The 25,751-nt window shown below is 70.1% G+C and carries 18 protein-coding genes, 3 tRNA genes and 1 pseudogene; 13 read left to right on the top strand and 9 right to left on the bottom strand.

From position 1 onward, the window contains the following. Positions 1–33: 33 nt before the first annotated feature. The 3 genes and pseudogenes from OHA84_RS13045 to OHA84_RS13035 form a co-directional block, all read right to left on the bottom strand. The gene (locus OHA84_RS13045; RefSeq protein WP_266971595.1) at positions 34–1,308 is read right to left on the bottom strand and encodes an NAD(P)/FAD-dependent oxidoreductase; all 1,275 of its coding nucleotides are present in this window, start codon (positions 1,306–1,308) and stop codon (positions 34–36) included. A 108-nt stretch (positions 1,309–1,416) separates the two neighbouring features. Continuing rightward, positions 1,417–2,730 carry a deoxyguanosinetriphosphate triphosphohydrolase gene (locus OHA84_RS13040; RefSeq protein ID WP_053677775.1) on the bottom strand — a complete coding sequence of 438 codons (1,314 nt, stop codon included), beginning with the start codon at positions 2,728–2,730 and terminating at the stop codon, positions 1,417–1,419. Between the two features lie 54 nt (positions 2,731–2,784). Then, positions 2,785–3,656, bottom strand: a pseudogene (locus tag OHA84_RS13035) (sirohydrochlorin chelatase). Positions 3,657–3,896: 240 nt separating this feature from the next. On the opposite strand from OHA84_RS13035, the gene OHA84_RS13030 reads away from it, so the two are divergent. The 3 genes from OHA84_RS13030 to OHA84_RS13020 all read left to right on the top strand — a co-directional run bounded on the left by OHA84_RS13030 (position 3,897) and on the right by OHA84_RS13020 (position 6,768). Beyond that, a complete protein-coding gene (locus OHA84_RS13030) occupies positions 3,897–4,586 on the top strand; it encodes a vancomycin high temperature exclusion protein (RefSeq protein WP_053677779.1) in 690 nt (229 codons plus the stop codon). A 66-nt stretch (positions 4,587–4,652) separates the two neighbouring features. Beyond that, the gene (locus OHA84_RS13025) at positions 4,653–5,423 is read left to right on the top strand and encodes a glucose 1-dehydrogenase (RefSeq protein WP_266971598.1); all 771 of its coding nucleotides are present in this window, start codon (positions 4,653–4,655) and stop codon (positions 5,421–5,423) included. 211 nt (positions 5,424–5,634) lie between these two features. After that, positions 5,635–6,768 carry an RNA polymerase sigma factor gene (locus OHA84_RS13020; RefSeq protein ID WP_371591370.1) on the top strand — a complete coding sequence of 378 codons (1,134 nt, stop codon included), beginning with the start codon at positions 5,635–5,637 and terminating at the stop codon, positions 6,766–6,768. A 111-nt stretch (positions 6,769–6,879) separates the two neighbouring features. On the opposite strand, the gene OHA84_RS13015 is transcribed toward OHA84_RS13020, so the two are convergent. From OHA84_RS13015 to OHA84_RS13000, 4 genes are all read right to left on the bottom strand, one after another. Beyond that, positions 6,880–8,802 (bottom strand): ABC transporter ATP-binding protein, encoded by a 1,923-nt coding sequence (locus OHA84_RS13015; RefSeq protein WP_053677784.1) that lies wholly within the window; start codon positions 8,800–8,802, stop codon positions 6,880–6,882. After that, on the bottom strand, positions 8,799–10,532 hold the full coding sequence (locus OHA84_RS13010) for an ABC transporter ATP-binding protein (protein WP_053677787.1): 1,734 nt from the start codon (positions 10,530–10,532) through the stop codon (positions 8,799–8,801). The genes OHA84_RS13015 and OHA84_RS13010 overlap by 4 nt, the downstream gene beginning before the upstream one ends. A gap of 159 nt (positions 10,533–10,691) precedes the next feature. Beyond that, complete coding sequence (locus OHA84_RS13005) at positions 10,692–12,140, bottom strand: FGGY family carbohydrate kinase (RefSeq protein ID WP_053677789.1); 1,449 nt, start codon at positions 12,138–12,140, stop codon at positions 10,692–10,694. 84 nt (positions 12,141–12,224) lie between these two features. Then, positions 12,225–12,530 (bottom strand): hypothetical protein, encoded by a 306-nt coding sequence (locus tag OHA84_RS13000; RefSeq protein WP_053677791.1) that lies wholly within the window; start codon positions 12,528–12,530, stop codon positions 12,225–12,227. Between the two features lie 146 nt (positions 12,531–12,676). Between OHA84_RS13000 and OHA84_RS12995 the strand changes: the two genes are divergently transcribed. From OHA84_RS12995 to OHA84_RS12975, 5 genes are all read left to right on the top strand, one after another. Further along, positions 12,677–12,749 (top strand) — tRNA-Asn (locus OHA84_RS12995). A gap of 5 nt (positions 12,750–12,754) precedes the next feature. Next, a tRNA-Asn gene (locus OHA84_RS12990) sits at positions 12,755–12,827 on the top strand. A gap of 181 nt (positions 12,828–13,008) precedes the next feature. Further along, positions 13,009–13,082, top strand: a tRNA-Ile gene (locus OHA84_RS12985). Positions 13,083–13,426: 344 nt separating this feature from the next. Then, the gene (locus tag OHA84_RS12980; RefSeq protein ID WP_185301024.1) at positions 13,427–13,660 is read left to right on the top strand and encodes a type II toxin-antitoxin system VapB family antitoxin; all 234 of its coding nucleotides are present in this window, start codon (positions 13,427–13,429) and stop codon (positions 13,658–13,660) included. Next, the gene (locus OHA84_RS12975; RefSeq protein ID WP_266971606.1) at positions 13,657–14,064 is read left to right on the top strand and encodes a PIN domain nuclease; all 408 of its coding nucleotides are present in this window, start codon (positions 13,657–13,659) and stop codon (positions 14,062–14,064) included. Before OHA84_RS12980 ends, OHA84_RS12975 begins: the two co-directional genes overlap by 4 nt. A gap of 246 nt (positions 14,065–14,310) precedes the next feature. Here the strand turns inward: OHA84_RS12975 and OHA84_RS12970 are convergent, their stop codons facing one another. Further along, positions 14,311–15,189, bottom strand: a complete 879-nt coding sequence (locus tag OHA84_RS12970) for a 5'-methylthioadenosine/S-adenosylhomocysteine nucleosidase (protein WP_266971608.1) — start codon at positions 15,187–15,189, stop codon at positions 14,311–14,313. A gap of 61 nt (positions 15,190–15,250) precedes the next feature. Between OHA84_RS12970 and OHA84_RS12965 the strand changes: the two genes are divergently transcribed. The 5 genes from OHA84_RS12965 to OHA84_RS12945 all read left to right on the top strand — a co-directional run bounded on the left by OHA84_RS12965 (position 15,251) and on the right by OHA84_RS12945 (position 24,659). Continuing rightward, complete coding sequence (locus tag OHA84_RS12965) at positions 15,251–15,808, top strand: hypothetical protein (RefSeq protein ID WP_266971610.1); 558 nt, start codon at positions 15,251–15,253, stop codon at positions 15,806–15,808. A gap of 66 nt (positions 15,809–15,874) precedes the next feature. After that, positions 15,875–19,660: a hypothetical protein gene (locus tag OHA84_RS12960; protein ID WP_266971612.1), complete on the top strand. Its 3,786-nt coding sequence runs from the start codon at positions 15,875–15,877 to the stop codon at positions 19,658–19,660. Positions 19,661–20,461: 801 nt separating this feature from the next. Beyond that, complete coding sequence (locus tag OHA84_RS12955) at positions 20,462–21,379, top strand: UTP--glucose-1-phosphate uridylyltransferase (RefSeq protein WP_266947448.1); 918 nt, start codon at positions 20,462–20,464, stop codon at positions 21,377–21,379. Positions 21,380–22,077: 698 nt separating this feature from the next. Beyond that, a complete protein-coding gene (locus OHA84_RS12950) occupies positions 22,078–23,049 on the top strand; it encodes a hypothetical protein (RefSeq protein ID WP_266971614.1) in 972 nt (323 codons plus the stop codon). 83 nt (positions 23,050–23,132) lie between these two features. After that, on the top strand, positions 23,133–24,659 hold the full coding sequence (locus OHA84_RS12945; protein ID WP_266947446.1) for an amino acid permease: 1,527 nt from the start codon (positions 23,133–23,135) through the stop codon (positions 24,657–24,659). A 54-nt stretch (positions 24,660–24,713) separates the two neighbouring features. Here OHA84_RS12945 and OHA84_RS12940 read toward each other — a convergent pair whose 3' ends face one another. Further along, positions 24,714–25,694: a hypothetical protein gene (locus OHA84_RS12940; RefSeq protein ID WP_266971616.1), complete on the bottom strand. Its 981-nt coding sequence runs from the start codon at positions 25,692–25,694 to the stop codon at positions 24,714–24,716. Between the last annotated feature and the right edge of the window lie 57 nt (positions 25,695–25,751).

The raw sequence follows: 25,751 nt of genomic DNA, 5'->3' as shown, positions 1-25,751 counted from the left end.
CGTGAAGTCTACGGCCGGGCGGAGGCAATCCCGTCAGGCCCCCTCCGCCACCACCAGGGAGGAAAGCGGAACCGACGGGTCCGAAAGCCTGCCCGGGTCCACCGGGGCCTTCGACCTGATCAGCGCCTGGATGTGCTCGGTGACGTCCCACACGTTCACGTTCATCCCGGCCAGCACCCGGCCGTCGGACAGCCAGAACGCGATGAACTCCCGCTTCCCCACGTCCCCGCGGATCAGCACCTGGTCGTACCCGCCGGGCGGCGCGTACCCCGAGTACTCCAGGCCCACGTCGTACTGGTCGGAGAAGAAGTACGGCACCCGGTCGTAGGAGACCTGCTGCCCCAGCATCGCCCGCGCCGCGGCCGGACCGCCGTTGAGGGCGTTCGCCCAGTGCTCCACCCGCAGCCGGGTCCCGAGCACCGGGTGGTGCGCCGCCGCCACGTCCCCGACGGCGAACACGTCCGGGTCGGAGGTCCGCAGCGACGCGTCCACCGCGATCCCGCCGCCGTGCTCCCGGTCGATCAGGGCCAGACCCGAGGTCTCGGCCAGCGCGGTGCGCGGCGCCGCGCCGATCGCCGAGAGCACCGCGTGCGCCGGGTGCTCCTCGCCGTCGTCGGTCCGGGCGGCCAGCACCATCCCGTCGTGCCCGACGATCTCGGTGAGCCGGGAGCCGAAGTGGAAGCGGACCCCGTGCTCGGCGTGCAGGTCCGCGAAGAGCCGGCCGATCTCCGGGCCGAGCACCGCGTGCAGCGGAGTCGCCTCCGGCTCGACCACGGTCACCTCGGCGCCGTACCCGCGGGCCGCCGCCGCGACCTCCAGGCCGATCCAGCCCGCGCCCGCGATCAACAGGTGGCCGTTGTCCCGGCCCAGGCCGGCCAGGACGTTGCGCAACCGCTCGGCGTGCGCGAGCCGCCGCAGGTGGTGCACGCCGGCGAGACCGGTGCCCGGGATGTCGAGGCGGCGCGGCTCCGCACCGGTCGCCAGCAACAACTTGTCGTAGTGCAGCGCGGTGCCGTCGCCCAGCACCACCTTCTTCGCGTCCCGGTCGAGCTGCACCGCGGGCTGCCCCAGATGCAGCTCGATGTCCGAGCGCGCGTACCAGGACGGCTCGTGGACGAAGACGCTCTCGCGCTCCTCCTTGCCCGCCAGGTAGCCCTTGGACAGCGGAGGCCGTTCGTAGGGATGCTCACGTTCGTCGCCGATGAGGATCACCCTGCCGGTGAACCCCTCGGTCCGCAGCGTCTCGGCCGCCTTTGCCCCGGCCAGTCCCGCGCCGACGATGACGAATGTTCGGTGTGCGTCGACCACCTGATGCCTCCTCATAACCTCTCCGCCACATGCGACCACATGCGAGCGTCCCGCACTGAGCCTGCCCCGTGAAGGGGGAATGGCCCGATCGGCTCACCCTTCGGAGCGTCAGGGCCTTCTGGTGAGACGGGCGTGAAGGGAGCGCGCGGACGCGTCGGTGAGGCAGGCGATCTGGTCGACGACCGCGCGCTTGCGGGCCTTGTCGTCCGTCGCCGCGTCGAAGATCGCCCTGAACTGCGGTTCCAGGCCCTCGGGCGCGCGGGCGCTGAGCGCCTCCGCGAGTTCGGCCAGGACGACGCGTTGGTCGGCGCGGACCCGCTCCTGTTCGTCGCGCTGCATCACGTACAGGTCCGCGACCGCCTTGAGGACGGCGCATTCGTTGCGGGCCTCGCGCGGCACCACCAGTCCGGCGGAGTAGCGGGTCAACCGGCCCGGTCCGTGGGCCTCCCGGGTCGCGGTCTCGGCGGCCGTGCAGAAACGGCCGATCAGTTGGCTGGTGGCGTCCTTCAACCGGGCCTGGGCGATGGCGGAACCGTCGTAGCCGTGCGGCCACCACTCCTGCTCCATCAGCCGGTCCAGGGCCTCGCGCAGCTCCTCGGGCGCGGTGTCGGCCGGCACGTACCGACCGATGGCGACCTGCCAGATCGTGGCGCGCTCGGGCTCCGCGAAGAGCAGGTTCGGGTCGAGGTGGCCGGCGTGCAGACCGTCCTCGAAGTCGTGGACGGAGTACGCCACGTCGTCCGCCCAGTCCATGACCTGGGCCTCGAAGCACTTGCGGTCGGCGGGCGCGCCCCGGCGCAGCCACTCGAAGACGGGCAGGTCGTCCTCGTACGCGCCGAACTTCACCGAGCCCGGGTCGGTGGGGTGGTCACCGCGGGCCCAGGGGTACTTGGTGGCGGCGTCCAGGCAGGCCCGGGTCAGGTTCAGGCCGACGCTGACGAGTTCGCCCGACACGGGATCGGGCACGAACCGCTTGGGTTCCAGGCGGGTCAGCAGCCGCAGCGACTGGGCGTTGCCCTCGAAGCCGCCGCAGTCCTTCGCGAACTCGTTCAGCGCCTCCTCGCCGTTGTGGCCGAACGGCGGGTGGCCCATGTCGTGCGAGAGGCAGGACGCCTCGACCAGATCGGGATCGCAACCGAGGGCCAGCCCGAGCTCCCGGCCGATCTGGGCGCACTCCAGCGAGTGCGTCAGCCGTGTACGAGGACTCGCGTCCCAGTCGTACGAACGCGTGCCCGGGGTGACGACCTGCGTCTTGCCGGCGAGCCGGCGCAGCGCGGCGGAGTGCAGCACACGGGCGCGGTCCCGCTGGAAGGCGGTCCGGCCGGGCCGTTTGTCGGGCTCGCCGGCCCAGCGCTCGGTGTCGGCCGGGTCGTACGCGTCGACGGGACGGGCGGGTGCGGTGGTGCCTTCCAAGCCTTCCATGGTTCAGACGGTAACCGGAACCACCGTCACGGCGGGACTTTGCGGACATCCCCTCTACGCGACGGCCCGCTCCAGGGGTCGTTCCCGGCGGGCCAGGGCCTCCTCGTACCGTCGCACCACCAGGCGGGCCAGCGCCGGGTGCGCGCCCAGCGGCGCGGCGGCCGGCCCGCTCGCGGCGGCCGCGCTCGCGGTGGCGAACCGGCCGGGAGCGGTGAAGTACGAGGCGACGGCGACCCGGCGCCCGGTCCGGAGCGACAGCGCCCGCACGGCTTCGGGCACGCTCGGCGCGGCGGCCGAGGCGTGGCCCGGGACCACGGCGACCCCGCCGAGGCGCTCGGAGAGCAGGGCCGCGCCGAGGCTGACGTCGGCGGCGGCGTCGGGGTCGCGAGAACCGGCCGAGGCCAGCACGACGGGCGTGCCGGGGCTCCAGCCCGCCTCCAGCAGCCGCTCGTACAGGGCCTCGACCAGCAGGGGATGCGGGCCGAGCGGCTCGGCGACCCGGGTCCGCAGGTGGCCGGCCCGGGCGGCGGCCGCGGGCAGGTCCCGCTTGACGTGGTGCCCCCGGCTGAGCAGCAGCGGCACCAGGACGGCCTCGCCGGTGGCGCGGTCGAGGGTGTCGTCGAGCAGGGGCCGGTTCAGCTCGACGTGCCCCAGCCGGACATCGAGCCGGGGGCGGAGCTCACGGACCCGTTCGAGCAGGGCCTCGATGGTGGGCAGGGCACGAGGGTCGCGGCTGCCGTGGGCCACGGCGACGAGGGTGGGCTGCATGCGTGGACTCCGTGGTGCCGGGCCCCCGGGCCGTGCCGGGGGCGCAATCCGCTGAGCTGCGTGCCGAGCTGCGCGGTGATCCGCGTCAGCAGCTCCGCGGCGGTGGCGGGAGGGAGGGGGAGGGACTGGTACTCGGGAGGGTGCGCCGACTCCGTCATGAACCGATCCTGCGGGGCCGAGGTTGCCGGGGCGTTGCGCCGGGGTGACGGGTCTTTACCGGCTGCTCACCGGTACCGGTCGGGCGCTGTGCTTTCCGCGCGGCGCCGGTGGGAGGCGCGCGCCGGTGGGTGGCGCACACCGGGTGGGTGGCGCGCGCCCGGGGCGGTCGCCGAAACCGCGCGCCCCCTCCCGGCGTCCTGATCAGGGACACATCCGAGGGCACCACCGGGGGGACAGTCATGCGTGGGATCGGGAAGAGGCCGAGGCTGCCGCTGCGCACCGTCACGGCGCGGCGGCGGGCCGTGCAGGCCGTCATGGTCGGCTGCGTGCTCGCGTTGCTCCCCTCGGCCTGGACGCACGCCGCCGCCGCGCCGCGACTGCGGACCACGGCCGACGCGCCGGCGGCCGACGTGGCCGTGGTGTTCGGGGCCGGACTGTGGAACGGCAGACCGACCCCCTACCTGGCCGACCGGCTCGACGCGGCCGCCGAGTTGTACCGCGCCGGCAAGGTCAAGGTCGTCCTGGTCACGGGCGACAACAGTCGCGAGGAGTACGACGAGCCCGACGCGATGCGCACCTACCTCACCGGGCACGGGGTGCCGGACGACCGGGTCGTCAGCGATTACGCCGGCTTCGACACCTGGGACTCCTGTGTCCGCGCCAAGGAGATCTTCGGGGTGCACCGGGCGGTGCTGATCAGCCAGGGCTTCCACATCCGGCGGGCCGTCGCCCTGTGTCAGGCCGCGGGCGTGGACTCGTACGGGGTCGGGGTCGCCGACGTACACGATTCCACCTGGTACTACGGCAGCACCCGCGAGGTCTTCGCGGCCGGCAAGGCGGCGCTGGACGCGACCCTGCGGCCCGAACCGCGCTTCCTGGGACCGAAGGAGGAGGGGGTGTCGCGGGCCCTGGCCGCTCTGGCAGACTGACGCGACCGTCGGGGTATGCCGATTAGTCATATGCCGATCCGTCGTGTGCGTCAGGGGTGAGGAACCGTGGCTGTTGTGGATCTGACCGGCAAGGTCGTCGTCGTCACCGGCGGAGCCCGAGGGTTGGGCGCGGCCACCGCGCGGGCCGTCGTCGACGGCGGCGGCAAGGTGCTGATCACCGACGTGCTGGAGACGGAGGGCGCCGAGACCGCCGCCCAACTGGGCGACGCGGCCCGCTTCCAGAGGCACGACGTGACCAGCGAGGCCGACTGGACGGCGGCGCTCGACCACGCGCTCGCCGAGTTCGGCCGCGTCGACGGACTGGTCAACAACGCCGGCGTGGCCACCGGCCGGCTCCTGGAACACGAGAGCGTCGAGGACTTCCGCCGGGTCGTCGACATCAACCTGGTCGGCACCTTCATCGGCATCAAGACCGCGATCCCGCTGCTGCGCGCGAACGGCGGCGGCTCCATCGTCAACATCTCCTCCGCCGCCGGCCTCACCGGCCTGGCCCTGACCGCCGGCTACGGGGCCTCCAAGTGGGGCGTGCGCGGCCTGTCGAAGATCGGCGCGGTCGAACTCGCCGAGGCACGGATCCGCGTCAACTCCGTGCACCCCGGCATGACGCTCACCCCGATGACCGCCCCGGTCGGCATCGAGGCCGGCGACGGCAACTACCCCGGCACCCCGATGGGCCGCGTCGGCGCCCCCGAGGAGATCGCCGCCGCCGTCGCCTTCCTGCTCTCCGACTCCGCCGGATACATGACGGGCGCCGAACTCGCCGTGGACGGCGGCTGGACGGCCGGCCTCACCGTGAAGTACCTGACGGGCCGGTGACCCCCGCCCGGCGGGGCACCGGGCGGAACGCCCCACCCCGCCGGCCGGCCTCCCGCCACGTCACGCGCCGCGCTCCGCGCAGGTCGGCGCCGCAGCCGCCGACCACCCGTCTCGGACATCCGTCCGATCCGCATCGGGGTTCCCGCCAGGGGGTAACCATCGGTCACGCACCGGACTCAGAAAGTGCTCGCACGCCCCTCGTGGCGGCGATGTGTCGTACCCCACACTGAGGTGCGGTGCCCCCGTCCTCGGAGCCCTGGAGGTCGCCCCCGTGCAGACCCGGACCCTGACCGTGAACGTGAGTCACCCCGCTCGGGCCGACGAACCCGTCGAGGCGCAAGCCGAAGCCGTCGACGACGAGCCCGAGGTCTTGGAGCTGATCGAACCGGTGCCCGAGCAGCGCAGGCGCAGCGCGGACAGCGGGAGCGGGGCGGGACCCTCCGCCGACCTCTTCCGACAGTACCTGCGCGAGATAGGCAGGATCCCGCTGCTCACCGCGGCGGAGGAAGTGGACCTGGCGCGACGCGTCGAGGCCGGACTGTTCGCCGAGGAGAAGCTGGGCAACACCCCCGGCCTCGACCTCCAACTCACCCTCGACCTGGACAAGCTCGTCGTCATGGGACGGATGGCCAAACGCCGCCTCATCGAGTCCAACCTGCGCCTCGTCGTCTCCGTGGCCAAACGCTACGTGGGCCGCGGGCTCACCATGCTCGACCTGGTCCAGGAGGGGAACCTCGGCCTGATCCGGGCCGTCGAGAAGTTTGACTACGCCCGCGGCTACAAGTTCTCCACCTACGCCACCTGGTGGATCCGGCAGGCGATGTCCCGGGCCCTCGCCGACCAGGCCCGGACCATCCGCGTCCCCGTCCACGTCGTGGAACTGATCAACCGCGTCGTACGCGTCCAGCGCCGCATGCTCCAGGAACGCGGATACGAGCCCACCGCCGAAGAGGTCGCCGTCCACCTCGAACTGACCCCCGAGCGGGTCCTGGAGGTACTCCGTCTCGCCCAGGAGCCGGTCTCCCTGCACGCCCCGGTGGGCGAGGAGGACGACGTGGCCCTCGGCGACCTCATCGAGGACGGGGACGCCACCTCGCCCATGGAGTCGGCCGCCTTCTTCCTGCTCCGCGAGCACCTGGAAGCCGTGCTCTCGACCCTCGGCGAGCGCGAACGCAAGGTCGTCCAACTGCGCTACGGCCTGGCCGACGGCCGGCCGCGCACCCTTGAGGAGATCGGCCGGATCTTCGGCGTGACCCGCGAACGGATCCGCCAGATCGAGTCCAAGACCCTCAACAAGCTGCGCGACCACGCCTTCGCCGACCAGCTCCGCGGCTACCTGGACTGACGCGCCCGTCCGCCCGGACCGCACGCGACCCGGACGGACGAGCCCGGACACGCCGAAGGGGTGCCCCCTCGACGAGGGCACCCCTGACACCACCGCGACGAGCCCGCCCGGTCAGTCGACCTCGGCCACCGCCTGCGCGAACTGCGCCGCGTACAGCCGCGCGTAGGCGCCGTCCGCAGCCAACAGCTCCTCGTGGGTGCCCTGCTCCACGATCGACCCGCTCTCCATCACCAGGATCACGTCCGCGTCGCGGATCGTGGACAGCCGGTGCGCGATGACGAAGGACGTACGGCCGTGCGCGAGACGCGCCATGGCCTTCTGGATCAGCACCTCGGTACGGGTGTCCACCGAACTGGTCGCCTCGTCGAGCACCAGGATCACCGGATCCGACAGGAACGCCCGCGCGATGGTGATCAGCTGCTTCTCGCCCGCGCTGACCCCCGCGCCCTCGTCGTCCAGCACCGTGTCGTAGCCGTCCGGCAGGGTGCGGATGAACCGGTCCGCGTGCGCCGCCCGCGCGGCCTCCTCGATCTCCTCGCGGGTCACCTCGCGCGAAGCACCGTAGGCGATGTTCTCCGCGATGGTGCCGCCGAACAACCAGGTGTCCTGGAGCACCATGCCGATCCCGCTCCGCAGCTCCTCGCGGGTCATCTTCGCGATGTCCACCCCGTCCAGGGCGATCTCGCCGCCCGTGACCTCGTAGAACCGCATCAGCAGGTTGACCAGCGTGGTCTTCCCGGCGCCCGTCGGGCCGACGATCGCGACCGTGTGACCCGGCTCGACCGTCAGCGAGAGGTTCTCGATCAGCGGCTTGTCCGGCTCGTAGCGGAAGGCGACCTTGTCCAGGGTGACCTGGCCGCGCAGCGACTCCGGACGCTCCGGGACCTCCGCGTCCGGCTCCTGCTCCTCGGCGTCGAGCAGCTCGTACACCCGCTCCGCCGAGGCCACGCCGGACTGCACCAGGTTCGCCATGGAGGCGACCTGCGTCAGCGGCATCGAGAACTGGCGCGAGTACTGGATGAAGGCCTGCACGTCACCGATCGACAGGGTGCCCGAGGCCACCCGCAGACCGCCGACGACCGCGATCAGCACGTAGTTGACGTTCGAGATGAAGAACATCACCGGCTGCATGATGCCGCTGACCAACTGCGCCTTGAACGAGGCCTTGTACAGCTCCTCGTTCTCCGCGGCGAAGACCGCCGCGGACTCCTTCTGCCGCCCGAAGACCTTGACCAGGTTGTGCCCCGAGTACATCTCCTCGATGTGCGCGTTGAGCGTGCCCGTGGTCTTCCACTGCGCCACGAACTGCGGCTGCGACTTCTTGCCGATCTTCGCCGCGACGAAGATCGAGATCGGCACCGTCACCAGCGCGACCAGCGCCAGCAGCGGCGAGATCCAGAACATCATCGCCAGCACGCCGACGATCGTCAGCAGCGAGTTCAGCAACTGCCCCATCGTCTGTTGGAGGGTCTGCCCGATGTTGTCGATGTCGTTCGTCGCCCGGCTGAGCACCTCGCCGCGCTTCTGCTGGTCGAAGTACGACAGCGGCAGCCGCGACAGCTTCGCCTGGAGCTCCTCGCGCATCCGGTACACGGTGCCGTTCATGACGTGGTTCGACAGCCGCGTCGCCACCAGCATCAGCAGACCCGCGAGGGTGAACACCACCAGCGCCCAGATCGCCACGACCCCGACGGCACCGAAGTCGATGCCCTGCCCCGGCGTGAAGGCGGTCCCGGACAGCATGTCCGCCATGCCGTCCTGGCCCTTGGCGCGCAGGTCGTCCAGCGCCTGCTGCTTCGTGATCCCGGCGGGCATCTGCCGGCCGACGATCCCCGCGAACACCAGGTCGGTGGCATGACCCAGGATCTTCGGGCCGACCACCGTGAACGCGACGCTGCCTATGACGGCGACGACCATGCCCCACAGCTTGACCCGGTCCTGTGCGAGCTGCCCCAGCAGCCGCTTGCCCGACCCCTTGAAGTCCATGGACCGCTGGGTCGGCCCCATCATCATTCGTCCTCCGGGCCCGCTCACGCCGCCTCCGCCTCCGTCAGCTGGGAGAGCACGATCTCCCGGTAGGTCTCATTGCCGGCCATCAACTCGTGATGGCGTCCCTCGCCCACCACCCGGCCCTCGTCGAGGACGATGATCCGATCGGCGTCACGGATCGTGGACACCCGCTGGGCGACGATGACCACGGTCGCGTTCTCCGTCTCGCGGGACAGCGCCGCGCGCAGCGCCGCGTCCGTCGCGTAGTCCAGCGCCGAGAAGGAGTCGTCGAACAGGTAGATCTCCGGACGCTGCACGAGCGTGCGGGCAATCGCCAACCGCTGCCGCTGACCGCCGGAGACATTGGTGCCGCCCTGGGAGACGGGCGCTTCGAGGCCCCCCTCCAGCGCGGACACGAAGTCCTTGGCCTGGGCCACCTCCAGCGCCTGCCACAGCTCCTCGTCCGTGGCGTCCGGGCGCCCGTAGCGCAGGTTGGAGGCCACGGTGCCGGAGAACAGGTACGGCTTCTGGGGCACCATGCCGACCGTCCTGGCCAGCAGCTCCGGATCCAGCCGGCGCACGTCCTCCCCGTCGACCAGCACCTCGCCGCCGGTCGCGTCGAACAGCCGGGGGACCAGCCCCAGCAGCGTGGACTTGCCGCTGCCCGTGGAGCCGATCACCGCCGTCGTCTCGCCGGGACGGGCCACCAGGTCGACGCCGCGCAACACCGAGGCCTCGGCGCCGGGGTAGCGGAAGTCGGCGCCGCGCAGCTCCAACTGCCCGTGCCGCCGCAGCTCGCGCACCGGGTCGGTGGGCGGGACCACGCTGGACTCGGTGTCCAGGACCTCCTGGATGCGCTCGGCGCAGACCTCGGCGCGCGGCACCATCATGAACATGAAGGTGGCCATCATCACGGACATGACGATCTGCATCAGGTAGGCGAGGAAGGCCGTCAACTGGCCGATCTCCATGCCGCCGCTGTCCACGCGCATCGCGCCGAACCAGATGACGGCGACGCTGGAGATGTTCACCACGACGATGACGACGGGGAACATCAGCGCGAGCAGCTTCCCCGAGGCCAGCGAGACTCCGGTGAGCTCGGCGTTCGCCTCCCGGAAGCGCTCCTTCTCGTACGCGTCGCGAACGAAGGCGCGGATCACGCGGTTGCCGGTGATCTGCTCGCGCAGCACCCGGTTCACGATGTCCAGGCGGGTCTGCATCTTCCGGAACAGCGGACGCGTCCTGAAGACGATCGCGCCGACCGACAGGCCGAGGATCGGGACGACGGCGAGCAGGACCCCGGACAGCTTCACGTCGAGCGACAGCGCCATCGCGATGCCGCCGACGCACATGATCGGCGCCGAGACCATCAGCGTGAAGGTCATCAACGCCAGCATCTGGACCTGCTGGACGTCGTTCGTCGTACGGGTGATCAGGGACGGGGCGCCGAACTGGCCGAGCTCACGCGCGGAGAAGCTCTGCACGCGGTCGAAGACGGCGGCCCGGACGTCCCGGCCGAGCGCCGCGGCGGTGCGGGCGCCGTAGTAGACGGCCCCGATGTTGCAGGCGAGCTGGACGAGCGAGACACCGAGCATCAGAGCGCCGAAGCGCAGGATGTAGCCGGTGTCACCGTTGACGACACCGTTGTCGATGATGTCGGCGTTGAGCGTGGGCAGGTAGAGGCTCGCACTGGTCTGCAGCAGTTGCAGCAGCACCAGCAGGGCGATGGGTTTCCGGTACGGACCCAGGTGGGTCCGCAGAAGTCGTATGAGCACGCGCAGGCTCCGGTCGGCAAGATCGAGGGGGTTCGCTCCATCTTCGGCCAATCGGGTGCCCGATCCCCACCCGTTTTCGCAAAGGCAGGTCAAAAGGACCAGACCGTCTCGGCCCCCTCGCGACCGCCGACCGGGCGCCCGCCCGTCCCGGGCCGAGGCCTAGAACGCCCCGGGGTGGATCTGCTCGCGCGTCGCGACGTACTGGCGGCGCACCGCCTGCCAGGCCGGGTAGTCCTCGCCCGGCTCGAAGACCTGCGCCGCCGGACCCGGCCAGAGCGGCGGGGTGTGCGGCGCGAGGGTGCCCCGCGCCACACCGAGGGCCCACGCCGCCTGGCGGGCGGCGCCCAGTGCCGCGTAGTCGGCCGGCGCCGGGACCACGATCTGCGTCCCGAACAGGCCCGGCGCCGCCGCCTGCACGGCGGGCAGCTCGGCCGCCGCGCCCAGCAGGAACACCCGACGGATCTCCACCCCGCGGTGCCGCAGGATGTCGAGGGCGTCGGCCAGACCGCACAGCATGCCCTCGAAGGCGGCCCGCGCCAGGTGCTCCGGCTTCATGGAGTCCCGCCGAAGCCCGGACAGGGTGCCGGCGGCCTGCGGCAGGTTCGGCGTCCGCTCGCCCTCCAGGTACGGCAGCAGTACGAGGCCGTGCGCACCCGGAGTCGACTTCAGCGCCAGCGCGCTCAACCCCTCCAGGTCGGTGCCGAGCATCTCGGCGGTGCCGCGCAGGGTCCGTACGGCGTTGGAGACGTTCACCACCGGCAGGTGCATGCCGCCCGCGTCGGCGAGCGAGGTGATCAGGCCGCCCGGGTCGGGCAGCGCCTGGTGGTGCACGGCCATCACCGAGCCGGAGGCGCCCAGCGACACGACCGCGTCGCCCAGACCGAGGCCCAGCCCGAGGGCGGCGGCCATGGTCTCGCCGGTCCCGGCGGATATCAGCAGCCCCTCGGGAGTGGTGCCGGCGGCGTCGGCCGGGCCCAGCACCTCGGGCAGCAGTGCCTGATGCCCCAGGGCCAGTTCGACCAGGTCGGGGCGGTAGGTGCCGGTGGCCGTCGACCAGTAGCCGGTGCCGGACGCGCCGCCCCGGTCGGTGGTGCGGCGGGCGGGCCGGCCCAGCAACTGCCACACGAGCCAGTCGTGCGGGGACATCAACACGGCCACCCGGCGCGCCGCCTCGGGCTCGGTACGTGCCAGCCAGGCCAGCTTCGAGATCGGCTGCGCGGAGTGCGGGACGCAGCCCACGGCCTCGGCCCAGCCCCGACGACCGCCGAGCACCTCGATCAGGTCGGCCGCGGCGACCTGCCCGCGCTTGTCGTTTCCGATCAGTGCCGGACGCACGAGGGCGCCCTGCGTGTCCAGGGGGAGCAGGCCGTGCTGCTGCGCGGAGACCCCTATGGCCTGGACCCCTTCGAGGAGACCGCCGCCGGCCGCCTCGCCGAGCGAGAGCAGCCACGCCTGGGGGTCCGTCTCGTGGGGGTTCGTGCCCCCCGGTTCGCCCGTCGGCTGCGGGTGGGGCGCGTAGCCCTGGCGCAACACGGCACCCGTGTCGGCGTCACAGACGACGATGCGAGTGAAGGTGGAAGAGCTGTCCAGCCCGGCGACTATCCCCATGCGGAGAATTCTGCCGCACGGACCGGCGGACTCCGCCGTCGAGGAGGCCTCCCGGCCACGGGCCGCGGAGGCCTCCGGCCGGCCTCAGGTGTTGCTGGTGCCCCAGTCGTCCTCGCCACCGGCGCCGGTGCCCCGACCGCGCAGGTTCCGGACCCGCTCGGCGAACGCCTCCGGCACCGCGTCGCCGACCTTGTCGCTCACCGCGGCGAATGCCTTGCCCGCGTACTGGCGACCGCTGTGACCAGCCGTCTCCGCGGCATTGCGGACCGCCGGGTTCTGCGCGATCTCGCGGGCCGACTTCTTCAGCTGCTCGTACCGCTCGCGCCCGGCCCGGGTCCCGAGCACGTACCCGACGGCCAGTCCGACCGCGAACGTGACCTTGTACCGCATGCCTGTCACCCTTCGTCGTGTGGTGTCCGGCCTGCTGCCGATACCGATTGGCGGAGCACCCCCCTGCTTGCGCTAATCTATGACTCGCAACGGGCGCTCGCCCCCCGGCAAACGCCGGAGGTGGGCTGTTCGGTGCAACGCAGCAATCCCCTGTAGCTCAATTGGCAGAGCAGCCGACTGTTAATCGGCAGGTTACTGGTTCGAGTCCAGTCGGGGGAGCGCGGTCCCCTGTAGCTCAATTGGCAGAGCAGCCGACTGTTAATCGGCAGGTTACTGGTTCGAGTCCAGTCGGGGGAGCAAAGAAGAGGAGGGCCCGCAAGGGTCCTCCTTTTTTTGCCCTGATTCCGGAACCGGGCAGCGCTCGGCGCGGTCTCTCTGGACAGCGAAGCCGATCATGCGAGGCATCCGAGGCAGGAGATCGTATGAGCGGCTATGCTGCGGCAGACGGCGCGCACACATGTACGCGCCACGCCGTAAAGGGGCGGTAGCTCAGCCGGTTAGAGCAGCGGACTCATAATCCGTCGGCCGTGGGTTCGAGTCCCACCCGCCCCACCCAGCGTCCCCAGGCAGAATCGTTCTGACCTGGGGAAACGCGTTTTGTGGGGGCATTGTGCGTGTGGCGTTCGCCTCACGGGGGTGTGGCGAACGCTGGCCTTTGCATATCGAAGACGACCCCTGAACAGCTTTGACCTGGGGCTTTGTGGCGAAGCCTCCGTAAGGGCGTCGCGGGACGGTCCCACGGCCGTTGAGGGGGGCGTCGCACCCCACTCAACTCGCCACATCGGCGCGACATCGCGCCCTCCGCACCCCGCATCGCGCCATGAGCTGGCACCGTGAATGTTGGTGACGTATCATGTTTATGTACATCATGGACTTGTAGTGAGGGGGTGGCTGGTATGTCTGTGACCCAGGTCGATCTCGATGACGAGGCGCTGGCCGAGGCGATGCGGCTCATGGGCGCGTCGACGAAGAAGGAGACGGTCAACGGGGCTCTGCGGGACTACGTGGCGCGCATCAAGCGGCTGGAGGCTGCCGAGAAGCTGGCCGCGCGGGGCGAGCGGGGCGAGTTCGAGGCCGCGGCTGCGGCCCATGCAGCTGCCAAGCGCGCTCGGCGGGCAGCCTTCGAGTGATCACGTACCTCCTCGATACGTCCGCCCTGTGGCATCTCTTCCGTACGCCGGGTGCGTTGCGGTCGTGGGAAGGGCACATCGCTGCTGGCGTGTTCCATATTTGCGAGCCCACGAGGGCGGAGTTCCTCTACTCGGCTACAAGCCCGGCCCACCGGGACGAGTTGGCCGAAGAGCTGGATGATCTCTGCCATCTCTCGCCGGTTCCCAAGAGCGCATGGCGCTGGGTCGAAACCGCGCAGTACAAGCTCACCCAGCGAGCACAGCACCGCGCCGCCGGAGCCATCGACCTCTTGGTATGTGCGACAGCGGTCCATCACGGGCACACGGTGCTTCACGTGGACAACGACTTTGCCACGGTGGCGGCGGTCCTCAAGGAAGTGCAGCAGCGGGACGTACGCGCCTGACTTTTTGTTGATTTCGAACAGTACTCGATCAACTCAAGTGGCCGACTCGACCAAGCAGGGCGTAGGTGTCCACGTAACGGGAGGCAGTACGGCCGGGGCCGCCTTCGCCGGGCGCTATGGAAAGAGGAGTGCTGCACGCGCACCCTGATGCCACAGTTTGCTATGTGGCAGCTACCGCAGAGGGATGGGGGCCCTGGGCGAGGCGATCACGGTCTGCCTCTCCGATCGTGATCGGAGAGGCAGAACCTAGCTGCGCTGTCCGTTGTCGGGGTGCGGACCGGAGGTCTTACCGATGACGGTCCCGTGGAACGTGCTGTCTCGGAAGTCGATGTGGTCGCCGCCGTAGGTGGCTGTGGTTGTGAGGCTGTGAGTGCGGCGCTCCTCAGAGTTGGGGGAGTCGTCGCGTGGCTGCTGTTTGTGGAGGATGGCCATCGCCACCGAGGCCGCCTGTTTGGCGGCCCACTCCTGTGATCCCGACGCATCCGCCGCGTGCTTGTCGGGATTGGCGCGGTCGCTGATGCCCCGGATCACGAGGGCGTCCTGGCCGTTGAGGTGGGCGGCGTGGACGGCGCCAGCGCCTTCCATCTCGATGGCACAGGCATCGTTGTAGTTCTGCCGGATGAACTCGGCGAACGCGGACTTGTCGTCGGCCAGGACGGCGTCACCGCACGCGATCGGTTTGCAGTGGCCGCGTACGTCGCCCTTCATCTCCCGCAGCACCGCACGGGCCGTCTGCACCAGCCGGTGCGTGCCGTTCCACGCTTCGGGTCGGGCTTGGAATCCTTGCGGGGTGTGCTTGCCGCCGTGGACTGCGTATACCTTCGTCCCGATCACGACGTCACCAATTGCGATGTCGTCCTTGAGACCGCCCGCGACCCCTACGAACAGCAGCACTTGCGGGCGGAGCCAGTTGGCGATCTGCGTGGTGAGCGCGGCGCAGTTGACGGCCCCCACGCCCAGCTCTGCGATCGCCACGTTCCAGGACGTGTTCCCGAGCCGGCCTTGTTCCACCCGGGTCCCGTCGTCGTGGACGAGTTCTTCGGCATCCGCCAGGTGGTCCCGTACGGCGTCGTACTCCACCGCAAGCGCGGTGAGGATCACTGCGGTGGGTTGGGTCTTGGGCACGGACCTATGATATCGCCACATCATCACCATACGCGGGCGTTGGGCAGGGAGGATGGGGGCTGTGGCGGAGCCGGAAGAGGGCGTCAGTGTCGGGAAGTTGTTGCTTATCGAGTACCAGAGTGTCAAGGACGAGCAGAAGGCACGTATCGGGTTCCGCGACAACCTTCTCTACGTGACGCTCGCGGTCACCGCCGCGATCATCGCGGCTGCGGCGCAGGCCAAACAGCCATCGATGCTGCTCGCCGTGCCGCCGGTGTGCCTCGTTCTGGGGTGGACGTACCTGGTGAACGACGAGAAGATCTCCGCGATCGGACGGTACGTCCGAGACGAACTGGGCCCCCGTCTGACACAACTGGCAGGTTCCCAAGGTGATTTTGCGGCCTTCGGATGGGAGCAAGCCCATCGCGGCGACGCGCGCCACCGCTCCCGCAAGACCTTCCAGTGCCTGGTGGACTTGACGGCGTTCTGCGCGCTGCCGCTGGCAGGGCTGCTGGTGTTCTGGGCTGGCGGACCGGGCGGCGGGTTGCTTGTCGCACTGTCGGTGCTGGAGGCGCTGGCGGTGGTTGGCCTAGGCATGCAGATCGTGTTGTACGCCAGGCCGGCGCACGGTGCGGCCTGAACCTCTACCCGTTGGCTTACGGCTCCGAGCGGCCCGCCTGTGTGGAACGGGGGAGGGAAGAAGTAGATGAAAGACGCACTGCCGGTGCCGTTTCTGGAGGCGTTTTTGACGGCTTTGGCCGAAGGCGTCGGCGGGGAGGCCGGGCGTCGGCGGGTGGAGGAACTGGCGCGGACGCTGAAACAGGACCCGTACGCTTCCGCGCGAGTGCTTACCGAAGCGGCTACCCAGCCCGCCCAGCAAGAGGCGGTGCGACCCTGGATCGTCCAGGTGGCGGCGGACCTGCTCGCCCCTGATCCGCACATCGCGCAAGCCGTCGCGGAGGCCATGGAGCGGCATATGCAGGACAGCACGGAGACCTTGTATCGAGGGGACCACATCGACTTCCGGGGCGCATTCATCCAAGGCGACGCGGTCGGCCTGCGGTTCGAGTTCCCGCAGAAGGGGCCGGCGGAGCCGGATCCCTGGATGAAACCCGACGACTACCTTCGCCAGGTGAACAAGGGCCGGGTCTACACTCACCGCTGGCGGCTCGTCGGACAGGCACAGCCGAAGGCATGCCTCGTCTCCTTTGCCAGGAAGGAGCAAGGAAGCGTCGCGCTCCTCGTCGGCAGGGGCGGATCCGGGAAGACGAAAGTCGTGACGGCCCTGTGTGAAGCGCTGCGCGACGCAGAGCCCGCCGTCGAAGTACGAGTGCTCGGCCCCGACTCCGTCATCGGCCCCGGCGCGTTCAAGGAGCTGCCGAGCACAGGCGGCCTGCTGGTGATTATCGACGACGCACACAACGACACACTCCCCCTCGACAAGATCGTCTCCGGGGTACGGAACGCCAACGCCTCCGCCAACGTGCTGCTGTCCCTCCGGCCTTACGGCATGGCCCATGCCCGCCGCGCACTGGCCCGTGCTGGCACGCACGTGAGCGACGCCGCCGTGGTCGATATCGAGGACCTGAAGTTTGACGAGGCTCTCTCCCTGGCCGGCGAGATCCTGGACGAAGCGGTACGGCTCCACGCACCGAGGCTCGCCGCAGCGGCACGGGATTGCCCGCTGTTGATCGTCACCGGCGCGGCGCTGATCAACAGCGGAGCCCTGGATCCCCGGAGATTCGAAGGCGACGAGCAACTCCACCTGGAACTCACGGACCGGCTCGCCGAGGCTTTGACCGCCGATCCGGCATCCGGCCAGGTACCCCAGGAACTGCTTTTTTCCCTCGCCGCGTTCCAGCCTGTACGGCTCGCGGAAGAGGAGGTCCGCACGTCGCTGGAAGCCCTGACCGGCTTGCCGTTCGACGTCTTCGCCCGGCACTTGGAGACTCTGGAGAGTGCCGGGGTGGTGCTGAGCCACGGCACCACCGTGCGTTTGGTGCCAGACCTGCTGGGTGACGCCCTGCTCGTCAAGGCAGCGCGTCACAGCAGCACAGGGCTGCCCACGGGCTACCTCGTCAGGGCCATGGAAGCCGGCCAGGGCAGTGCGCTGGCCAACCTGGTGGTGAACACCGGCCGTGTGGAGTGGCAACAGCAGCATGGCACCGGCACCGGCGGGTTGATCGAGCCCTTGTGGGAGCAGATCACGGCAGAGTTCCGCGGCGCGGACGCACGGGAGCGAGCAAGCCTGCTGGAGGTCGTGGCGAAGGTGGCCTTCTTCCAACCACGGCGGGCGATCGACCTGGCCACGTGGGCGGTGGACAACCCCTGTGACCCCGTCACCGCGGAAGTCTGGTTCGGATCGACCCACACCTGGACCGACACGGATGTGCGCTATGCCCTGGCCCCTGTCCTGCAAGCCGCCGCCCATCATCTGGAGTTCCTGCCGCAGGCGGCCACCCTCCTCTGGTGCCTGGGCCGCGACGACCCACGCCCCCTGAATCGATATCCCTCGCACCCCTTGCGGGTTCTGGAGGAACTGGCCGGCCACACCCGCTGGGGCCCCACCGAGTACCAGCGGATCCTCGTCAGCCAGGTCGAGCGCTGGCTGGCCCGCGCACCCTCGACTCTGTCCGTCCACCAGCCGCTGAGTGTGCTCGCCCCTGTGCTGACCACGGAAGACCACGATGAGTTGTGGACGCCCACCACCTGGACCTTGACCTTCCGCCACTACGTGCTGGCCCCTACCAGGGAGGTCCTGGACATGCGCGGAGTGGCGCTGGACCTGGCGTTCGAGGAGCTGGGACACCCGCAGCTCGAACGTGCCTCGGCGGCCCGCTCCCTGATCGGCAACGCCCTCAGCCTGCCACTTGGCGGTTTCGGGCTGACGGTGACGGACGACATGCGACAGCCGTGGATCCCGCACCTCGCGAGCACCGTCGACCGGCTGCACCGCTACATCGTCCAGCACGCTCTGCCTCCGGCAATCCTGGTCGCTGTGCGCACTGAGTTCCGCTGGCTCGCGCAGTACGGCCCCGACGGCCTTCGCCGCCCCGCCGAAGACCTGCTGAGCGCGATCCCCACCTCACCGGACAACGAGCTCGCCCGAGCGCTGCACGGCGGACCGGCCGACCCGGCCGTCTACTCCGCCGTCTCGGATTCGCGTGCGGCGCAAGCCGTTCTGTTCAGCGACGTGATGGCCACTCTCGCTGACTGGGCAGACGATACGATCGCCGCGCGCGTCGACGCCTTGCGCAGCGAGAACGACAGGGTCTTCGGTACCGACAGCGGTCGGGCCCGGTCCTTCATCTGGACGCTGGTCACCCACCGCCCGTCCGTCGGCGAGGCCGTCTGCGAGCAGGCCATGGCGTCGCCCGAGGGTTCGCTGGCGTCGCTGGTGTCGGTCGCTCTCGCTGCGATGGGGCACGCCGCCGGTGACCGCGCGGTCCACTGGGGCCGGACGCTCATGGACTCGGAGAACACCGAACTCACCCGGGAAGTGGCGCAGGCGTTTGGCAACCAGCGCGGTCGCGGCGATCTGCTGGACGGCGAGGAGGACCTGCTGCGGGAACTCGCCACCCACGGGGACAGCATCGTGCGCAGGGCCGCTCTCGGTGCCGTGCACGTCATCGCCGCACAGCACAAGGACCTGGCCGTCGAACTGCTCACCGCATCGCCCGCCGTGGAGACAGCGGACCTCGATGAGTTCGCCCAGGCCATAGCAGGTCCCCCGTACAGCGCGCTGTCCTGGTCGGATCTCTCCGAGGAACAGCAGGGGGTATTCCTCACCGCCCTGGCCGCGGCACCGTCCATCGACGGCTACGAGATCGGCCAGTTCCTCGCAGAACTCGCCCGCACCGAACCCCTCGCCGTCATCGAACTACTCGAAGCCAGGGTGGAAAGCCCACTACACCAAGCGACAGGCATGCACTCCCCCCTGCCCTTCCGCTGGCACGTGACTCCGCCGTTCCGCGATCACGATGACTTCCCACACCTGCTGCGGCAGATTCGTGACTGGATCGCCGCCGACCCGGAGTCCACCCGCAGGCGCTACCTGGGAGTCCACATCTTCGAGCTTGTGGCCGGACCCTACGACGCTCGGGTCACTGACGTGATCGAGGAGTATCTCGACGGCAGCGACCCCGTGAAGATCAGGGTCGCCGCGGCGATGCTGTCCAAGGCCCCCCGGACGCTCGTCTGGGACGTCGGGTTCGTACGCCGCTGCCTGCGTGCTGCGGACCGCCACGGAGACGCCAGCCTGAAGAGAATGGGGGGCGCTCTGTACAACGCCAGCAACAGTGGAATGCGCTCCGGGACACCCGGCCAGCCCTACCCTGAGGATGTCGAGGAACATACGAAGGCCACTGAGCTGGCCGACGGATGCGCCAAGGGCAGCGTCGAGGAAGAGTTCTACCGCGACCTCGCGGAGTCCGCCCTGCACCGTATACAGGAGAAGACAGATGAACTGCCTCCGGACGGCCGCGACTGGTGAGGGCCGGATGCGCGGCCGCCGTTAGTTGTGTGTGCTCGTGCCCGAGGGTCCGAGCACACAGGCGCGGCACTACGCAACGTAACTGCGCGCAGCGGGCGAACATGGGCCAGGGTGTGGGGAGACCAGGGCTACCCACGCAGTGATTCGGGGATGCTGGCGGGGACAGAGCCTTCCCTAAGCTCCGTGGGTCCGGTCGGAGCGCGGGACGCAGATGAAGTGGTGTGGCGAACGCCTAACAGTCCGCGATTGAGCAGGATCGAGGAGGACGCAGCCGGATGGAAACGGATAGATATGTCCGACCCTTCGGCATCTTCGCAGGTGAGACGCGTCACTGAAATGGGTTCGAGTCCCACCCGCCCCACCACGCGCTGGATGTGCAGAAACGATCTGACCAGCATCTCGGCTGGCAGCGTGAGTCACTTCGGTGATCCTGGCGGCCCTCCGGGGCCGCTTTTCGCGTTCCATGGGCGCGGCGGGGACGCAGCGGGGGCGCGGACGCGGGGAGAGTCGTCACCCGGTGCCGACGGAAGCCCTTCGGATGCCTGCCAGGAAGCCGCTCACCGGCTCGTCGCGGCCACTTGCCGATGTGGGGTCGATCAGACTCCTTCTTGGCCGTCATTCCAGGTGATCGACGCCCACGGCCACTTCGCCGTGACGAAGTACACGGGCTCGTTCCCTGCCCGTGAACGTCCCGGTGCGCCGCCCGGCAGACAGCCGCCGGGGAGGACGGGGGCGTTGGTAGCGTCGGCGCGTGCCCCGCCGGCCGGTGCGGCACGCGCCCCGACCGAAAGAGCGTCCCTGATGCCCCCGACCCCGACGATCCGCAGGGCTGTGATCCCCGCCGCCGGACTCGGTTCCCGTCTGCTGCCGCTGACCAAGGCCACGCCGAAGGAGATGCTGCCGGTCGGCGACAAGCCGGTCATCGAGCACACCGTCCGCGAGCTCGTGGCGTCCGGTATCACGGACATCACCATCGTCGTCTCCGGCGGCAAGTCCCTTATCCAGGATCACTTTCGCCCCAACCCCTCCCTGGTCGAGCAGCTGCGCGCCGACGGCAAGGACGCGTACGCCGACGCTGTGGAAGAGGTCGGCGAGCTGGCCCGCCAGGGCCACATCACCTACCTCGACCAGTACGGCCCCTACGGCAACGGCACCCCCGTACTCAACGCCGCCCGCGCCTTCGGGGACGAACCCGTCCTCGTGCTCTGGCCCGATGACGTCTTCGTCGCCCAGGTGCCCCGCGCCCAGCAGCTCATCCACGCCTACGAGAGCACCAACTGCCCGGTCCTGGCCCTGATGCCGATGGAGCCGGCCGACTCCCACCGTTACGGCGTGCCCGTCGTCAAGGAAGACCTCGGCGACGGCCTGATGCGCATCACCGGCCTGGTCGAAAAGCCCAGGCCGGCCGACGCCCCGTCCTCGTACGCGGCGATCGGCGGCTATGTCGTCACCCCCGCCGTCATCGACGAACTCCGCGAGCAGACCCGCCGCTGGTACGAGCACCGCCAGGGCGAGGTCTACCTGACCGACGCCATCAACGCGTACGCGCGGAACCGGGCGGTGTACGGACAGGTCATCTCCGGGCGCTGGTACGACACCGGCAACCCCGCCGACTACCTCGTCGCCCAGATGGCCACCGCCCTGGCCCACCCCGAGTACGGGCCCATCCTGCGCAAGCTCGCCCGCGAACTCGACGACGACACCACGAGCACCACCTGATCCGCCGCTCCCTTCGGGCCGCCAAGCCACGGCGCGCGGCCCGGAGGGAGCACCCATGGCACGCGAGCCCGTCCACGGACCCGCCTCCGCCACCTCGCCGTCGACTCGTCGTGGCGGCCGTGCGAGCCGTCCCGTCTCCGCGAGTGGCCTCCGGCGCGGCGCACTGCCCCCTACCGTCTCGGGCGAAGGCGGAGGCACTCCGGCGATATCACCCGGGTGATGTGCGCACCGCGCGCGCTCCCACCACTCTGAGGTCGCCCGCAGGGCACGGCGCCGACGAACCGCCCGGGAACGGGTCCTTCGAGCGTGTGTCCGCTCCTCGCGCTGCGGGGTGCCGCCCCTGATCTCGGCGCCGGAGTCCAAGGAGAGTGCGGGGTGCGATCGAACCGATCGCGAAGATCGACTTCCAAGCCGACCGTCGGGGCGCGGATGAGGACATTGGCTCCTCTCCCACCGCCCCCGTGCCCCGGCGGTCCTTCCACTGCCGGACGTGACCCGAGGACTTTCGAGCATGCCGATACCAGAGGTGCCTGAGCGCCTGACGATGAGCCCGGCCACCACTGCCGTGTCGCTGCTGTCCCGACGCCTTCCGCCGGCCGCGGCGAACGGCCGGAGCGGCCTTCGGGTACGACGGGAAGTCTCGCGGGGCGGGAGTCGGCGGCTCGCCGCATCCGCGGAGCGCGGAAGGCCGCAGGGGCATGGCTAGCCGGGCATTCGACCTCGACCGGCATCCGGCCCGGGACGACGCGGCCCTTCGCACGGTGATCGAGGACGCCGCGATGGGGCGCTGGGAAGGCGCTCGCGAGCTGCTGTCCTCGACGGGTGCCGACTGGGACAGGCGGATCTTCCGCCTCCAGGTCCTCGCCCGTGGCGGAGTCCGGTTGACGTTCGCCGACACGTGGGCGCAGGCGGAGCCGCGCTCTCCGCACGCCTTGGCCCTGCTGGCCAATGTGTTGGCCTTGCGGTCGATGGCCGGCGGCCGGGGGCGCGGGCTCAACGAGGCGATGCAAGAGGCGTGGAGCACCTGCGATGCCGCCGCCGAGGCCTTGCCGAGCGACCCCTCCCCGTACCTGGTCATGCTCGCGTTGACGCGTTTTCATTCGCCTCCCCGAGACCGCGAATGGCGCGCGACGCTGGAGCAGGTGTGGAAACGGCTGATCGAGTGCGATCCATGGAATCGGGAAGCGCACCACGAACTGCTCACCTATCTCTTCCCCTCCTGGCACGGCACGGGGGGCGAGGTCTTCCACTGGGCGCAGGAGCAGTGCGTCCACGCGCCGCGCGGACTCCCGCTCCACGTGCTGCCGCTGGTCGCCCTCGCCGAATCCCACCGCATGCGCATGGAGGTGGACGGAGACCGCTACGGACTGACGATTCACCCGTGGGTGGACAACCCGTCGACCTGGCAGGCGTGGGAGAACTGGTGGGACTGCCGTGCGCCCAGGCGGCCGCACGCCGCCTTCCACGAGGACGCCAACTACCTCGCGCACGCCTTGTCGTTCGGGGGCAGGCACCTGGAAGCCGCAGATGCCTTCGACGCCATCGGCCCGTACGCGACCGATGTGCCGTGGGGCTACTGCGGCGACGCCGCGAAGCTGTTCCGCCGCCACCGCGGCTGGGCGATGAAGGTGGCCGAGCCCTCGGGGCAGGGCCGAGGTACCCGGCCCTGACTCACCGAACCGCCCCCTGTGTCAGACGTACTCACGATGGACGCACTCACGATGGACGCACTCACGATGAAGGAAGCACCTCCATGCCATTAGAGATCCCCAGCACCATGCAGTCGGAAGAGGAGCGCCTCGCCGAGCTGGGCATCACCCAGACGCTCGACCGCAGCATGAGCGGCCGGCAGAACTTCGCGGTCAGCTTCACGATCATCAGCGTGCTGAGCGGCTGCTTGACCATGTACGCGTTCGGCATGAACACGGGCGGCCCCGCGGTCATCATGTGGGGCTGGGTGCTCGTCGGCCTGATGACCCTGTTCGTCGGCCTGGCCATGGCCGAGGTCTGCTCCTCCTATCCGACGTCGGCCGGCCTCTACTTCTGGGCGCACAAGCTGGCCCCGCGCGAGTCCGCGCCCGCCTGGGCGTGGTTCACCGGTTGGTTCAACACGCTCGGGCAGGTGGCCGTGACCGCCGGCATCGACTTCGGGGCCGCCAGTTTCCTCAACGCCTACCTGAACCTGGAGTTCGGCTACGCCGCCACCCCGGGCCACACCATCACCTTGTTCGGGATCATCCTGCTGCTGCACGGCCTGGTGAACACCTTCAGGGTGCGCATCGTCGGTTTCTTCAACACCGTGTCGGTGTGGTGGCACCTGATCGGCGTCGTGGTGATCGTCGGTGCCCTGTTGGTCGTCCCGGACAGGCACCAGTCGCCTTCGTTCGTCTTCGGCGAGTTCGTCAACAACACCGGCTGGGGCTCCGCCGTGTACGTCGCGCTCATCGGTCTGCTGATGGCGCAGTACACCTTCACCGGTTACGACGCCTCCGCCCACATGACCGAGGAAACCAAGAACGCGTCCGTCGAGGGGCCCCGCGGAATCATTCGCTCCATCCTGGTCTCCTGGGCCGCCGGGTTCGTCCTCCTCTTCGGACTCACCTTCGCCATCCAGTCCTACAGCGGCTCCCTCGCCTCCGAGACCGGGGTTCCGCCCGCGCAGATCTTCCTGGACGCCCTCGGCGAGAGCACCGGCAAGATGATGCTGCTCATCGTCATCGGTGCCCAACTCTTCTGCGGCATGGCCAGCGTGACCGCCAACTCCCGCATGATCTACGCCTTCTCCCGTGACGGAGCCCTGCCCTTCTCCAAGACGTGGCACAAGCTGCATCCGGGCACCCGTACGCCGACCAACGCGGTCTGGTTGGCCGCCGGCGGCGCCTTCGTCCTCGGTCTGCCCTACCTGTTCAACACGACCGCGTACGCGGCTGTCACGTCGATCGCGACGATCGGCCTGTACATCGCCTATGTCATCCCGACGCTGCTGCGGCTGCGCCAGGGCGCCGCCTTCCACCGGGGCCCGTGGCACCTGGGCCGCTGGTCCAAGCCCGTCGGCGTGCTCGCGGTCGCCTGGGTCGCGTTGATCACCGTGCTGTTCATGCTGCCTCAAGCCGCCCCGGTCACCCTTGAGACCTTCAACTACGCGCCCCTGGCCGTCGGCGTGGTACTGGCGTTCGCCGGCATCTGGTGGCTGGTCTCCGCGCGCAAGTGGTTCCTCAACCCGACCCACCCGAAGAACGTGACCCCGCTCGCTCCGCTGTCGACGAGGCTCACACCGTGATCGCGAACCCGCGGACGGAGTGCGTCCGCCGCTCCGTGGGGTGGTGACCGGTTCTCAACCGGCCGGGCAGGCCGCGGCCGGGTCGTCGTGGGTGAGGGCGCAGACCATCTGTGCGCCGCGTCGGTGGTCGGGGTAGGCCGTGAGCAGTTCGGCCTTGAAGTCGTTCCACTGGCGGGTGATCTCGGCGGTGGCCCCGGTCGTGGCATGCCGGAAGTTGTCTCCCGTCCTCGAACGGGCGGACGCGGCGGTGTCCTTGTTCAGGGCGCGGTTGTGGGCGACGCGGCCGGCGCAGTCGGGGGGCTTGACCCCGGTGGAGTCCATGTCGGGGTAGCAGCCGGTGGTGAGGTCCCGGGGGATCCGCTCGCGCGCCTCCCGGGTCCACTCGGCGTCCGTCATGGCGCTGTAGCGGCGGACGTCGAGGAACGGGGCGACGTCCGTGCGCCCCAGTCCGGGCGGGTTGTCCAGGCCGACCGGGCCGGGGGCCGGCTGGTCGACCCAGTTGGAGTGCGAGTAGAAGTCCTCGATCTGGTGCCAGCCGCGGCCGAGCTGTTCGAGGACGGCGCACTTGGCCCGCCCGGGCTTCCCGTCCCACACGCAGGGGGAGGACAGGTCGCCCTGGTCCGCGCGCACCTTCCCGTCGGAGTCGACGAGGCCGTCCGCGGCCCGGACCGCGGTGCGGAAGCGGGCGACGGAGGTACGGACGCAGGCGAGGAGCTCGGTGGTGGCCTCGTCCCGGGTACGGGGGTAGTCCCGGGCGTGGCGGGGTTCGAGGTAGTCGGCGTTGTCGCAGTGCAGGGGGCCGACGTCGAAGTAGGGGCGGTGGTCGTTGGCGTTGATCGCCCCGCTCCGCGCGTCGGCCATCGCGGTCAGGGTCACCGGCTCCCAGGGCAGGGCGGCCCGGGTGATGTCCTCGTGGTTGTCTCCGGTGAAGGCGTGGGCGGGCCCGTTCGGCACGGCGGCCAGGGCGGCCGCCAAGAACGCCGCGGCGACCGCGGAGGCGGGCCGGGCTCGGCCGGGGCGCGGAAGTGGGGACATGCGGGGGCTCCAGGCGTCCGAGGGCGTGCCCCGGGGAGGGTCCGCCCTGCCCCTCCA

Origin of the sequence: Streptomyces sp. NBC_00513 (assembly GCF_041431415.1) — a bacterium.
Taxonomy (GTDB): Bacteria; Actinomycetota; Actinomycetes; order Streptomycetales; family Streptomycetaceae; genus Streptomyces.
This window is presented reverse-complemented; position numbering and strand designations above follow the sequence as displayed.

Bases quoted from the DNA above. Each gene is read 5' to 3' on its own strand.
- OHA84_RS12960 (WP_266971612.1), top strand. From the start codon at position 15,875: ATGAAAGACGCACTGCCGGTGCCGTTTCTGGAGGCGTTTTTGACGGCT.
- OHA84_RS13040 (WP_053677775.1), bottom strand. From the start codon at position 2,730: ATGGAAGGCTTGGAAGGCACCACCGCACCCGCCCGTCCCGTCGACGCG.
- OHA84_RS13030 (WP_053677779.1), top strand. From the start codon at position 3,897: ATGCGTGGGATCGGGAAGAGGCCGAGGCTGCCGCTGCGCACCGTCACG.
- OHA84_RS13000 (WP_053677791.1), bottom strand. From the start codon at position 12,530: ATGCGGTACAAGGTCACGTTCGCGGTCGGACTGGCCGTCGGGTACGTG.
- OHA84_RS12950 (WP_266971614.1), top strand. From the start codon at position 22,078: ATGGCTAGCCGGGCATTCGACCTCGACCGGCATCCGGCCCGGGACGAC.
- OHA84_RS12980 (WP_185301024.1), top strand. From the start codon at position 13,427: ATGTCTGTGACCCAGGTCGATCTCGATGACGAGGCGCTGGCCGAGGCG.
- OHA84_RS12955 (WP_266947448.1), top strand. From the start codon at position 20,462: ATGCCCCCGACCCCGACGATCCGCAGGGCTGTGATCCCCGCCGCCGGA.
- OHA84_RS13005 (WP_053677789.1), bottom strand. From the start codon at position 12,140: ATGGGGATAGTCGCCGGGCTGGACAGCTCTTCCACCTTCACTCGCATC.
- OHA84_RS12940 (WP_266971616.1), bottom strand. From the start codon at position 25,694: ATGTCCCCACTTCCGCGCCCCGGCCGAGCCCGGCCCGCCTCCGCGGTC.
- OHA84_RS12945 (WP_266947446.1), top strand. From the start codon at position 23,133: ATGCCATTAGAGATCCCCAGCACCATGCAGTCGGAAGAGGAGCGCCTC.